The sequence below is a fragment of the Mycobacterium sp. SMC-4 genome (assembly GCF_050205565.1).
GTDB lineage: Bacteria > Actinomycetota > Actinomycetes > Mycobacteriales > Mycobacteriaceae > Mycobacterium.
Map to the genome: position 1 here is coordinate 181491 of NZ_JBNMQU010000001.1, position 11947 is coordinate 193437.

Annotated in this window: 16 protein-coding genes; 1 reads left to right on the top strand and 15 read right to left on the bottom strand. The window is 68.4% G+C overall.

The annotated features are described in order from the left end of the window. Nucleotides 1-153: 153 nt before the first annotated feature. Genes ACQI46_RS00885 through ACQI46_RS00895 form a run of 3 tightly spaced genes read right to left on the bottom strand, consistent with a single transcriptional unit; the run spans nt 154 to nt 3996 of the window. A complete protein-coding gene (locus tag ACQI46_RS00885) occupies nt 154-1020 on the bottom strand; it encodes a formylglycine-generating enzyme family protein (RefSeq protein ID WP_427092059.1) in 867 nt (288 codons plus the stop codon). After that, nucleotides 1020-3368 (bottom strand): arylsulfatase, encoded by a 2349-nt coding sequence (locus ACQI46_RS00890; RefSeq protein ID WP_427092060.1) that lies wholly within the window; start codon nt 3366-3368, stop codon nt 1020-1022. The genes ACQI46_RS00885 and ACQI46_RS00890 overlap by 1 nt, the downstream gene beginning before the upstream one ends. Next, a complete protein-coding gene (locus ACQI46_RS00895) occupies nt 3325-3996 on the bottom strand; it encodes a DUF2306 domain-containing protein (protein WP_427092061.1) in 672 nt (223 codons plus the stop codon). Before ACQI46_RS00895 ends, ACQI46_RS00890 begins: the two co-directional genes overlap by 44 nt. 54 nt (nt 3997-4050) lie before the next feature. Here ACQI46_RS00895 and ACQI46_RS00900 point away from each other — a divergent pair, with 54 nt between their 5' ends. Next, a complete protein-coding gene (locus ACQI46_RS00900; RefSeq protein ID WP_427092062.1) occupies nt 4051-4791 on the top strand; it encodes a TetR/AcrR family transcriptional regulator in 741 nt (246 codons plus the stop codon). 6 nt (nt 4792-4797) lie between these two features. On the opposite strand, the gene rpsQ is transcribed toward ACQI46_RS00900, so the two are convergent. The 12 genes from rpsQ to ACQI46_RS00960 all read right to left on the bottom strand — a co-directional run bounded on the left by rpsQ (nt 4798) and on the right by ACQI46_RS00960 (nt 11945). Continuing rightward, nucleotides 4798-5100, bottom strand: coding sequence for a 30S ribosomal protein S17 (gene rpsQ, locus ACQI46_RS00905; RefSeq protein WP_427092063.1), 303 nt, complete (start codon nt 5098-5100; stop codon nt 4798-4800). After that, the gene (rpmC, locus tag ACQI46_RS00910; protein WP_427092064.1) at nt 5100-5333 is read right to left on the bottom strand and encodes a 50S ribosomal protein L29; all 234 of its coding nucleotides are present in this window, start codon (nt 5331-5333) and stop codon (nt 5100-5102) included. Before rpmC ends, rpsQ begins: the two co-directional genes overlap by 1 nt. Beyond that, complete coding sequence (gene rplP, locus ACQI46_RS00915; protein ID WP_098002470.1) at nt 5333-5749, bottom strand: 50S ribosomal protein L16; 417 nt, start codon at nt 5747-5749, stop codon at nt 5333-5335. Before rplP ends, rpmC begins: the two co-directional genes overlap by 1 nt. A gap of 1 nt (nt 5750) precedes the next feature. Continuing rightward, nucleotides 5751-6581: a 30S ribosomal protein S3 gene (gene rpsC / locus ACQI46_RS00920; protein WP_427092065.1), complete on the bottom strand. Its 831-nt coding sequence runs from the start codon at nt 6579-6581 to the stop codon at nt 5751-5753. Continuing rightward, entirely contained in the window at nt 6581-7027 is a 447-nt protein-coding gene (rplV, locus tag ACQI46_RS00925) for a 50S ribosomal protein L22 (protein WP_427092066.1), read from the bottom strand. Before rplV ends, rpsC begins: the two co-directional genes overlap by 1 nt. Next, the gene (gene rpsS, locus ACQI46_RS00930; RefSeq protein WP_003892827.1) at nt 7024-7305 is read right to left on the bottom strand and encodes a 30S ribosomal protein S19; all 282 of its coding nucleotides are present in this window, start codon (nt 7303-7305) and stop codon (nt 7024-7026) included. Before rpsS ends, rplV begins: the two co-directional genes overlap by 4 nt. A 13-nt stretch (nt 7306-7318) precedes the next feature. Next, nucleotides 7319-8155, bottom strand: coding sequence for a 50S ribosomal protein L2 (gene rplB, locus ACQI46_RS00935; protein WP_427092067.1), 837 nt, complete (start codon nt 8153-8155; stop codon nt 7319-7321). Nucleotides 8156-8175: 20 nt separating this feature from the next. Further along, nucleotides 8176-8478 (bottom strand): 50S ribosomal protein L23, encoded by a 303-nt coding sequence (gene rplW, locus ACQI46_RS00940; protein WP_370487912.1) that lies wholly within the window; start codon nt 8476-8478, stop codon nt 8176-8178. Then, on the bottom strand, nt 8478-9128 hold the full coding sequence (gene rplD / locus ACQI46_RS00945) for a 50S ribosomal protein L4 (protein WP_427092068.1): 651 nt from the start codon (nt 9126-9128) through the stop codon (nt 8478-8480). Before rplD ends, rplW begins: the two co-directional genes overlap by 1 nt. Continuing rightward, a complete protein-coding gene (gene rplC / locus ACQI46_RS00950; protein WP_427092069.1) occupies nt 9125-9781 on the bottom strand; it encodes a 50S ribosomal protein L3 in 657 nt (218 codons plus the stop codon). Before rplC ends, rplD begins: the two co-directional genes overlap by 4 nt. 13 nt (nt 9782-9794) lie before the next feature. Beyond that, nucleotides 9795-10100: a 30S ribosomal protein S10 gene (gene rpsJ / locus ACQI46_RS00955; protein WP_003883485.1), complete on the bottom strand. Its 306-nt coding sequence runs from the start codon at nt 10098-10100 to the stop codon at nt 9795-9797. A gap of 279 nt (nt 10101-10379) precedes the next feature. Next, complete coding sequence (locus ACQI46_RS00960; RefSeq protein WP_427092070.1) at nt 10380-11945, bottom strand: carboxylesterase/lipase family protein; 1566 nt, start codon at nt 11943-11945, stop codon at nt 10380-10382. Nucleotides 11946-11947 lie beyond the last annotated feature (2 nt).

Genomic DNA, 11947 nt, shown 5'->3' on the forward strand with positions numbered 1-11947 from the left:
CTGTGTGCACGCAGGATTACCGACCCTGACGTGCGCGGTCTTTGTCACCCAAAGGCACGCGGGGCCCGCCGCATGGCTGGCCGAGGTCTGCCTAAGGCAACCCGTACATACTAGGTGAGCTCGGCGAATGCGCCAAATCCCGGTTTCCGCCGGTCAGCGGGCGCAGCGGAAACCGATGTGGGTGGTGGCGCTGTCCTGCGACTGCGGGGACCGCGCCGACGGCCGATACCGGTGACAGTACTCCGGCGCGCACAGGTGCGATCCGCCCTTGAGTGCCTGGTTGACGGCAGGATCGGGGTTCTCCGGCGGGCAGCACGACGGGGCGGCCCCGAGCCGGTGGTGGCCGGTGAAGCGCGTGGTGGTCCACTCCCAGACGTTGCCGATCATGTCGACCAGGCCGTACGCGTTGGGCGGGAATGTGCCGACCGGCGACGTGCCGCACCACCCCAGGGCGCCCTCGTTGCGGTACGGGAACCGGCCCTGCCAGGTGTTGGCCATCAGCCGCCCGCCCGGCATCGGGTCGTCGCCCCACCCGTAGGTGCTGGTCGAGCCGGCATGCGCGGCGAATTCCCACTCGGCCTCGGTGGGCAGTCGGCGCCCGGCCCAGCGGGCGTAGGCCGCCGCGTCGGTGTAGCAGACCGACACCACCGGGTGGTCGGGCTTGTCGTCGACGGTGCTGCCCGGGCCGAACGGTGCGCGCCAGCACGCGCCGGGCACCCATTCCCACCACTGCCGCCAGTCGCGCAGGTCGACCGGCCCGGTGGTGGGCCGGAACACCAGCGCGCCGGGCACCAGGTCCTCGGGCGAGGCCCCGGGGAACTGGGCCGGGTCCGGCGCGGTCTCGGCCACGGTGCGGTATCCGGTGTCGGCGACGAACTCGGCGAATTGAGCGTTGGTCACCGGGTGCCGTTCGATCTCGAACGGCTCCACGGTGACGGTGTGCACCGGAGCCTCCTCCGGATAGAAGCGCGTCGAACCCATCCGGAACGCCCCGCCGGGCAGCGCGACGAGTTCGGTCATCAGTCCCGGGCGAACGCTCGCGCGAACTCGCGCTCCAGGTCGACGAACGGTGCGCCCGAGACGTTGACGTCGACGCGGGCGATGGTGCCGCCGGCGAACGGGAACGGCGGGGTGTAGCTGCGCGACACCGGGGAGCCGGAGTTGCGTCCAACGCTCAGGCTCGCGCCGGCGAGCCCGAAAGTCACCGGCATGGTGCGCATCCCGGAGTATGTGGCGACTTCGGCGCCGTCGACGTAGAGCACCGCGTCGCCGAGCGGGGTGTGACTGTTCTCGACGGTGCCGGTGCGGGTGTAGGCGAATCCCAGGGTGTGCGGGCCGGGTCCGACGGGCTGGGAGGACGACAACGTCTGCTCGGTCTCGCCGAGGAAGTTGTAGGTGAAGTGCAGCAGTCCGTCACGCAGGAACATCACGTAACCACCGTGTGCCCCACCGTGTTTGACGACGACGCCGGCGGCGTCCTCGTCGAGCGCGACGTCGGCCAACACCGCGAACGAGCGCCCGCGCAGTTCGACGGCCGCACCGCCACCGAGGTCGGCGGTGCCCGGGTAGTAGGTGTAGGCGCTGCGCTCCCCGGCCAGGTGCGGCCGCCAGCGCGACACCGTCTCGAGCACGTCGAGGTCCGACAGCGGCAGACCGTTGTACTTCTCGGCTTCGGCGAACCACAGTGCCACCAACTCGGCGAGCTTGTCGGGCTGTTCGGCGGCCAGATCGTGGCATTGGCTGCGGTCGGATTCGATGTGGTAGAGCTCCCAGCGGTCGGCCTCGAAGTTGGACCAGCCTGACGGTGACGCGGGATGCACGGCATTGGCGAACCATCCGCGGTGCCAGATCCCGCGCGTGCCCAGCATGGTGTAGAACTGTGTGTCCTTGCCGGTGGGAGCAGTCGGATTGTTCAGGGCCACTTTGAAACTGACGCCGTCGAGCGGCTTCTGCGCCACGCCGCGCACTGTCGCCGGCGGGGTGATCTCGAGCAGGTCGTAGACGGTGGGAGTGATGTCGGCGACGTTGACGTAGTTGTCGCGCACTTCGCCGTGGGCTCGAATTCCGTTGGGCCAGGAGATGATCGCGCTGTCGGCGATCCCGCCCTCATGGGAGGCGTAGCGCTTGTAGAGCTTGTAGGGCGTGTTGAACGCCATCGCCCAGCCGATCGGATAGTGCGGGAACGTCTCGGGACTGCCGAGCACGTCGAAGGCACGCATGCTCTCCTCGACGGTGTCGATGTAGCCGTTGAAGAACTTCCCCTCGTTGACCGAACCGTTCGGGCCGCCCTCACCGCTGGCCCCGTTGTCGGAGATCACGACGATCACGGTGTTGTCCAGTTGGCCGGTTTCCTCGAGATGGTCCAGGACGCGGCCCAATTGGGCATCGGTGTAGGACAGGAACCCTGCGAAGACCTCGGCCATGCGGGCGAACAACCGCTTCTCGTCGTCGTCGAGGGAGTCCCACGGACGCACCGTGTCCTGCTGCGGCCACGGCTGACCATCGGGACCGGTGACGTCGGAGTACGGGTTCAGCGGTGACAGTTCGGTGTTCGGCGGGACCAGACCCATGCGTTTCTGGTTCTCCAGCACGATCTCGCGGTAGCGCTCGTAGCCCATGTCGAACTTGCCGGCGTATTTGTCGGCCCACTCCTTGAACACGTGGTGCGGGGCGTGCCCGGCGCCGGGGCAGACGTAGGCGAACCACGGCTTCTCGGGTGCGATCACCTTTGCGTCACGGATGAACTCGATGGTCTTGTCGGCCAGGTCCTTCGACAGGTGGTAGCCATCGTCCGGGGACCCCGGCGGTGCCACCGGATGGTTGTCGTACACCAGATCCGGATACCACTGGTCGGTTTCGCCGCCGAGGAAACCGTAGAACCGTTCAAACCCGCGCGAGAGCGGCCAATGCCGTTTGGTGGACGCCAGATTCGACTCCTCGATCGGCGTCAGGTGCCACTTGCCCACGCAGTAGGTGTTGTAACCGTTCTCGGCCAACACTTCCGACAGCAGCGCGGTGTCGAACGGGATGCGTCCGTTGCAGTTGGGGAAACCGTCGGTGAACTCTTCGATGGTGGCCATCCCGACGGTTGTCGCATTGCGGCCGGTGAGCAGCGACGCACGCGTCGGCGAGCACAGAGCGGTGGTGTGGAATTGCGAAAGCCGCACCCCGCGTTCGGCGATGCGGCTCATGGTGGGCATCTCGACCAGCCCACCGAAGCAGTCCCAGGTCGCGATTCCGACGTCGTCCCACACGAGGTAGAGCACGTTGGGTGAATCCGGCTGTGCCGTCGGAGCGGCGAACGGGCCCCAGTCGGGCTCCGAGTCACGGATGTCGAGCTCGATCTTGCCGTTGAAACCCGCGGTCATGCCCGGAGATTACACCGACGGGTCGCGATTTCAGCCAGAAGTACACGGTCGCGACCGGGACCGTCCACCCCAGCCAGCCGCCGAGACCGGCGACCATGTGCAGGAAGTCCTCCTCGCTGCCGCCAAACAACGTGGCCTGCAACGGCTGCAGCGCGACGAAGAGGACCGGGTTCCACACCCTGTTGGTGATGATCGACAGCGCCGCGGTGACGCTGAGCGCCATGTTGAACCGGTGCGCCGCGATGTCGCGCCGGCGAACGCCCACCCAGCCGGCGGTCGTGAAATACAGCCACACAGCGGCCAACACGACGTTGCTGACCGCCAACACAGGACCGAACGGTGTCGCGGCGCCGAGCACCAGCGCGCACAGTGCCGCCGGGATCGCGGTGCCCATGTACACCCGACCGACGACGCGGTGCACGGCCGGGTGGCGTAGTCGCCGGCCCGGCCAGATCTGGTGCACCGCGGCCACCATCGCCACGCTGCCGAGCAACACGTGGGCCACCAGCATCGGGTAATGGCCGTCGAACGTCGGCGGGACTCTGGTGTCTCCGCGCAGATACGGGGGCAGCGACAGCGCCACGAATCCGGTCGCGATCACGGCGACCACCCGCCATGCGTATGTCATACGCAAAAGCGTATGGCATACGCAGCAGACGGAACAAGCCTTATGGTGGCCTTCATGACCCCGGATCGCCCCATCCCGCGTGCCCTCGAGGCGTTGTGGAGAAATCCCGACAGCGGAACGCGGACGCGCGGGCTGAGCCGGCAACGCATCGTCGAGGCGGCCGTCGAGATCGCCGACTCCGACGGTCTTGCCGCCCTGTCCATGGCCCGCCTGGCCGAGCGGCTGGGGTGCGGCACCATGTCGCTCTACCGCCACGTCGCGAACAAGGACGAACTGGTCACCTTCATGGTGTCCGCCGCACCCGGTCCCCCTCCCGACCCCGCCGAGTCAGCCCAGTGGCGCCACAACCTGACCGACTGGGCGCACGGGCTGTGGGACGTCTACCACCGGCACCCATGGATCCTGGAGGCGGCCGCCGGACCGCCCGTCGATCCCGGGCAGCTCGCGTGGCTGGACGCCGGGCTGGCCACCATGGGCCCGACGAGCCTGTCGGAGCACGACAAGCTCGCCGCCGTCATGGCGATCCTGCACTTCGTCCGCGGCTCCGCGGCGCTGGATCTGGCCGCCGGCGCACAGCACGACGCCTTCGACCATCCGGCGCTGCTGCGGGAGTTCGTCGACGCCGACCGTCACCCGGCGCTCGCGGCCGCCCTACGCGCCGGGGTCTTCGACGGAGCCGACGACCGCGGCGCCGACTTCCGCTCCGGGCTGCGGTTGATTCTCGACGGGATCGCCACCCGGCTCAACGAGAAAACCCCCGCTGCCGAAAGGGCATACGGGGGTCTCTCCGAATGATCGGTACTACTTGGCCTTCTCGAGGACCTCGACCAGCCGCCAGCGCTTGGTGGCCGACAGCGGACGGGTCTCCATCAGCGAGACGCGGTCGCCGACACCGGCGGCCTCGTTCTCGTCGTGGGCCTTGACCTTCGTGGTCGTGCGGATGATCTTGCCGTAGAGCGGGTGGCTCTTCCGGGACTCCAGCTCGACCACGATGGTCTTCTGCATCTTGTCGGAGACGACGTAGCCGATGGCCGTCTTGCGGCGGCCGCGCGGCTGCTCCGTGCGGGGCGTGTACTTCGCCCCCTTCTGGTCGCTATCTGCCATCAGGATTCCTCACCTCCGGGTCCGGCGGCCAGACCCAACTCACGTTCGCGCAGCACGGTGTACACCCGTGCGATTTCCTGCCGCACGACGCGCAGCCGGCGGTTGTTGGCAAGCTGTCCGGTGGCCATCTGGAAGCGCAGGTTGAACAGCTCTTCCTTGGACTCGCGCAGCTTGTCGGTCAGTTCGTTGTCGGTGAGCTCGCGCAGTTCACCCGGCGTGGTGCCGACGGCCATCAGAACTGCTCCTCTCTGGTGACGATGCGTGCCTTGATCGGCAGCTTGTGGATCGCACGCGTCAGTGCGGCGCGGGCGATCTCCTCGTTCGGGTAGCTCAGCTCGAAGAGCACGCGACCCGGCTTGACGTTGGCCACCCACCACTCCGGCGAACCCTTACCCGAACCCATGCGGGTCTCGGCGGGCTTCTTGGTCAGCGGACGGTCCGGGAAGATGTTGATCCACACCTTGCCGCCACGCTTGATGTGCCGGTTGATGGCGATACGAGCGGACTCGATCTGCCGGTTGGTGATGTAGGCGTGCTCGAGCGCCTGGATGCCGTAGTCGCCGAAGCTCACCTGCGTGCCGCCGCTGGCGATGCCACGCTGCTTGGGGTGGTGCTGCTTGCGGTGCTTGACCTTGCGAGGGATCAGCATGCTAGCTCTCCGTATTCTGGGTCGCGCCGGCAGCCGCCTCGGTGCCCTGGGTCGCTTCCGCGACGGCAGGAGCCTCGGCAGCGCGGCCGGCGTCAGTGCTGGTGGCGGTCGTGCCCGACGCACCGCTGCGACGCGGGCGAGTGCCCGACGGGCGCTCGCGACGCGGACGGTCCGCGGCGGGGGCGGCGGCCAGCTCGCGCTTGCCACCGACGATGTCGCCCTTGTAGATCCACACCTTCACGCCGATGCGGCCGAAGGTGGTCTTCGCCTCGTAGAGGCCGTAGTCGATGTCCGCGCGCAGCGTGTGCAGCGGGACCCGACCTTCGCGGTAGAACTCCGAGCGGCTCATCTCGGCGCCGCCGAGGCGACCCGAGCACTGCACCCGGATGCCCTTGACGTTGGGCTGACGCATCGCCGACTGGATGGCCTTGCGCATCGCGCGGCGGAACGCCACACGGTTGCTCAGCTGCTCGGCGACACCCTGGGCGACCAGCTGCGCCACCGACTCGGGGTTCTTCACCTCGAGGATGTTCAGCTGGACCTGCTTCTTGGTCAGCTTCTCCAGGTCGGCGCGGATGCGGTCGGCCTCGGTGCCGCGGCGACCGATCACGATGCCCGGACGTGCGGTGTGGATGTCCACCCGGACGCGGTCACGCGTGCGCTCGATCTCGACGTCGGCGATGCCGGCCCGCTCCAGGCCGGTGGCCAGCAGCTTGCGGATCGCGACGTCTTCCTTGATGTACTCGGCGTACTGCTTGTCGGCGTACCAGCGCGACTTCCAGTCGGTGGTGATGCCGAGGCGGAAGCCGTGCGGATTGATCTTCTGGCCCACTACTCCGAGCCTCCCTTCGAGCTGGCTGCCTTACTGGCCTGAGCACGACGCGCGCGCGCCGCCGAAGCCGAGGCGCCGCGGTCGGAACGGCTCGGTCGACTTTCCACGATCACCGTGATGTGGCTGGTCCGCTTGCGGATCCGGAAGGCCCGGCCCTGGGCGCGCGGACGGATGCGCTTGGCGGTGGGGCCCTCGTCGGCGTGGATGGTCGCGACCACCAACGTCGTCGGGTCGAGGCCCTCGTTGTTCTGCGCATTGGCCGCGGCGCTGGCGATCACCTTGGCGACCGGCTCGCTGGCGGCCTGCGGCGCCCACCGCAGGATGTCGAGGGCTTCCTCGACGCTCTTGCCCCGGACCAGGTCGATGACCCGGCGGGCTTTGGTCGCCGAGACACGCACGTAGCGCGCCGTCGCCGACGCTGACGGATATTCAATCGCTGTAGTCATCGCCTCTTGCTCTTCCGGTCATCCTTGATGTGACCCTTGAAGGTGCGGGTGGGAGCGAACTCGCCCAGCTTGTGCCCGACCATCGCCTCGGTGACGAACACCGGGACATGCTTGCGTCCGTCGTGGACGGCGAAGGTGTGACCGATGAAGTCCGGGATGATGGTCGACCGGCGAGACCAGGTCTTGATGACCTGCTTGGTGTTCTTCTCGTTCTGGACGTCGACCTTCTTGAGCAGATGGTCGTCGACGAACGGACCCTTCTTCAGGCTGCGTGGCATCTGTGGCTCCTACCTAGCGCTTCTTGCCGGTGCGCCGGCGTCGGACGATGAGCTTGTCGCTCGGCTTGTTGGGCTTGCGGGTGCGGCCCTCGGGCTTGCCCCACGGACTGACCGGGTGACGACCACCGGACGTCTTGCCCTCGCCGCCACCGTGCGGGTGGTCGACCGGGTTCATCACGACACCACGGACGGTGGGCCGCTTGCCTTTCCAGCGCATGCGGCCGGCCTTGCCCCAGTTGATGTTCGCCTGCTCGGCGTTGCCGACCTCGCCGACGGTGGCGCGGCAGCGGACGTCGACGCGGCGGATCTCACCGGAGGGCATACGCAGCGAGGCGTAGGAGCCTTCCTTGCCGAGCAGCTGGATGCTGACACCGGCCGAGCGGGCCAGCTTCGCGCCGCCGCCCGGGCGCAGCTCCACGGCGTGGATGACCGTACCGGCGGGGATGTTGCGCAGCGGCAGGTTGTTGCCGGGCTTGATGTCGGCGTTGGCGCCGGACTCCACGACCATGCCCTGCTTGAGACCCTCGGGCGCGATGATGTAACGCTTCTCGCCGTCCAGGTAGTGCAGCAGCGCGATGTTCGCCGTGCGGTTCGGGTCGTACTCGATGTGCGCGACCTTGGCGTTGACGCCGTCCTTGTCGTGGCGACGGAAGTCGATCACGCGGTAGGCGCGCTTGTGGCCGCCGCCCTTGTGCCGGGTGGTGATCCGGCCGTGTGCGTTGCGGCCGCCCTTGCCGTGCAGCGGGCGAACCAGCGACTTCTCCGGATGATCACGAGTGATCTCGGAGAAGTCGGAGACGCTCGAACCGCGGCGACCGGGGGTCGTCGGCTTGTACTTGCGAATAGCCATCTTCTAAATCTCCCTGCCGGCTAGGCCGGCGCTCCGAACAGGTCGATGGACTTGCTGCCTGCGGCCAGCGTCACGATGGCGCGCTTGGTGTCCTTGCGCTTGCCGTAACCGGTGCGGGTGCGCTTGCGCTTGCCCTGCCGGTTGGCGGTGTTCACCGACGCGACCTTGACGTTGAAGATCTTCTCGATGGCGATCTTGATCTGCGTCTTGTTCGAGTCGGGGTGCACGATGAACGTGTACACGTTGTCCTCGATGAGCCCGTAGGACTTCTCCGAGATCACCGGCGCGAGGATGATGTCGCGGGGGTCGGTCACGGTGGCCATCAGGCGGAAACCTCCTGCTGCTTGGTGCCGGCCTCGATGTACGCGTTCAGTGCCTCGACGCTGAACACCACGTCGTCGGCCTTGAGCACGTCGTAGGTGTTGAGCTGGTCCGGCGAGATGACGTGCACGCCAGGCAGATTGCGTACGCTCAGGGCGCTGTTCTGGTCGGCCCGGCCGATGACCACGAGGATCTGCTTGCGGTCGGTCAGGCTGCCCAGGAACGTCTTGGCGCTCTTGGTCGACGGGGTCTGCCCCTCGACGAGCTCGGTGACCGCGTGGATCCGGCCGTTGCGGGCCCGGTCGGTCAGCGCACCGCGCAGCGCGGCGCGGATCATCTTCTTCGGGGTCCGCTCGCTGTAGTCGCGCGGCTTCGGGCCGTGCACGGTGCCACCGCCGGTGAACTGCGGTGCGCGGGTCGAGCCCTGACGGGCGCGGCCGGTGCCCTTCTGGCGGTACGGCTTCTTGCCGCCGCCGCGAACCTCGCCGCGGGTCTTGGTCGAATGCGTGCCCTGGCGGGCCGCTGCCAGCTGCGCGGTGACCACCTGGTGCATCAACGCGATGTTGGGTTCGACGTCGAACAGCTCCGCGGGCAGCTCGATGGAGCCGTCCGTGGCGCCTGCGGGCGTCCGTACCTCGATTTTCAGAGTCATGCCTTCTCGCCTCGCTTGATTGCGCTGCGGACCATCACCAGTCCACCGTTGCGTCCGGGGATCGCACCCTTGATCAACAGCACGCCGTTCTCGGCGTCGACCTTGTGCACCTTCAGGTTCTGCGTGGTGACGCGGTCGTTGCCCATGCGGCCTGACATGCGGGTGCCTTTGAACACGCGGCCGGGGGTGGCGCAGCCACCGATCGAACCCGGCCGGCGGTGCACGGCCTGGGCGCCGTGGCTCGCGCCCTGGCCGCGGAAGCCGTGCCGCTTCATGGTGCCGGCGAAGCCCTTGCCCTTGCTGGTGCCGGTCACGTCGACGTAGCTGCCGTCGGCGAAGATCTCGGCGGTCAGCTCCTGACCGACCTCGTACTCGGCCACGGCGGCCTCGTCGTCGAGCCGGAGCTCGGCGAGATGGCGGCGCGGGTTGACACCGGCGGCGGCGTACTGGCCGGCCAGCGGCTTGTTGATCTTGCGCGGGCTGATCTCGCCGTAGGCGAGCTGCACAGCGCTGTAACCGTCGCGCTCCGCGGTGCGGATGCGCGTCACGACGTTGGGCCCGGCCTTCACGACCGTCACCGGCACGACCTTGTTGTTCTCGTCGAACACCTGCGTCATGCCCAGCTTGGTGCCCAAAATGCCTTTACGTGCCATTTCTGTTGAGCTCCTACTGGATGTTGACGTCGACGCTGGCCGGCAGATCGATGCGCATCAAAGCGTCCACCGTCTTCGGCGTCGGGTCGAGAATGTCGATCAGCCGCTTGTGGGTACGCATCTCGAAGTGCTCCCGCGAGTCCTTGTACTTGTGCGGAGAGCGGATGACGCAGTACACGTTCTTCTCGGTCGGCAGCGGCACCGGGCCGACCACGCTGGCGCCCGTCCGGGTGACGGTCTCGACGATCTTGCGCGCCGAGGCGTCGATCGCCTCATGGTCGTAGGCCTTGAGCCTGATGCGGATCTTCTGTCCCGCCACGCTTCTCCTACCTCACTACTAAGTGGCCCCACGCCATCGGGAACTCCCGCGGCCCGGTGGGCCTGGCTGTGCCGCCGCTGTTTACCTGTCTGTGGTTCACCGGCCCCCGCGGTCGGGTGTGTCGCCCGTACGCACACTCCACCGCGTCGATATTGTCGCGATCGAGGTTGGGGACCGGAAGCGCCCCGAAGGGCGCCGGTCGCATGCCCGGCCAGGCGAACCTGGCTCAAGGCAACCCGAACAGTATGCCTGAGATCGGGCGCTCAACCAAATCCCTGGTCAACCGGCTGCGGACCAGAAGTCGCACTGGTGCTCCCGCAGGAAATCGCCGTCGACCCGGCTGCCGTCCGGATGCAGTGTCATCCAGTGTGCCCCATCGGGGGCGTGCAGTTCGGGCCACTCGGGTCCGGGTTCCCCGGTGCGCACGAATTCACTCCAGTGATCGATCATCCGGTGGCTCAATTCCTGCTGCGCGGGCGTGAGGCCGGGAGCTCCCCCGACGTCGAACAGGTAGCGCACGTCCAGCGAATGGCTGGCGCCCACCGGGAACGGGAGCGTGGCCAGCGGCTCGGGGGCAGGCGCGGTGCGGTCGTCGAATTCGTAGGCGTAGACGGGTGCGCGACGGCCCAGGTCGTCGGCGAGGCGGGCGGCGACACAGCTGAACAGTCCGTCGGTCGCCGCGGCCGAGTAGGCCAGCGCGACGTCGCCGTAGCGGTCCACCGGATACCGCGCGAGGACGGCGTCTGCGCGGGCGCCGAACGCCTCCTCGAGCAGCGGCCGGTAGCGCTCGGGACCGTAACGCTCCCCGTCGGTGAGGTAACGCAGCCCGGCGAACAGGGTGAACTCGTCGCGGGTGGTGCCGATCAGGACGGGCACCCGCGCGGCACGTCCGTCGGCGGCGCCGTCGATCGGATCGATGGGCAGCACCGCAGAACCGGTGGCGGGACCGGACAACTGGGCACCGCCGAGCCGGCTGTACCAGACCGGCTCACGCAGCTTGTCCACCCGCAGGCCGCGTAGGCAGGCGGCCGCGGCGGCGACGTCCGGACACCCGGCCGCGGCGGCGTAGTCGAGGCTGATGCGTTGCGCGTCGGGTAGCGCGGCCTGCGCCGCGCACGGTCCGCTCATGACGATCGCGCCGTGAAACAGGCCCTCGGACTCCGGGGCGACGAGGTGGTCGCAGACCGACATCGCGCCGGCGGACTCCCCCGCGATCGTCACCCGGGCGGGATCTCCGCCGAACGCGGCGATGTTGTCGCGCACCCAGCGCAGCGCCGCCTGCTGGTCGGCCAGCCCGTAGTTGCCGACGGCACCGGGCGGGCCCAACGCCGGATGCGCGAGGAAGCCCAGTGCGCCCAGCCGGTAATTGACGGTGACCACTGCGATGTCGCCGCGTTCGACGAGCCATGCGGCGTCGAACATCCCGCCGCCGCCGGCGACGAAGCTGCCGCCGTGGAACCACACCATCACGGCCGCGGGTTTTCCGGGTTGGTCGCGCTGCGTCGGCGCCCACACGTTCAGCGTCAGGCAGTCCTCGTCGGTCTGCCTGCCGAACTCCGGCTCTCCGCTGGGCGCCTGGATGCACCGGGGTCCGTCCCGCTCGGCGTCACGCACGCCGTCCCACGTCGGAGCTGGTTGCGGCGGCGCGAACCGCAGCGGTCCCACGGGTGGCGCCGCGTACGGGATGCCCCGGAAGACGCGGTGTCCGGTCTCGTCGACCCCGCGCACCGCACCCGTCGCCGTCTGCACCACGGCCGGGTCGGCCGGCGCCGCTTCCGGCGTCTCGGCCGTGCAGGCGGCGACGAGGAGCAACACGACCAGCGCGGCGAGCGCTCGTTTCGGCATGA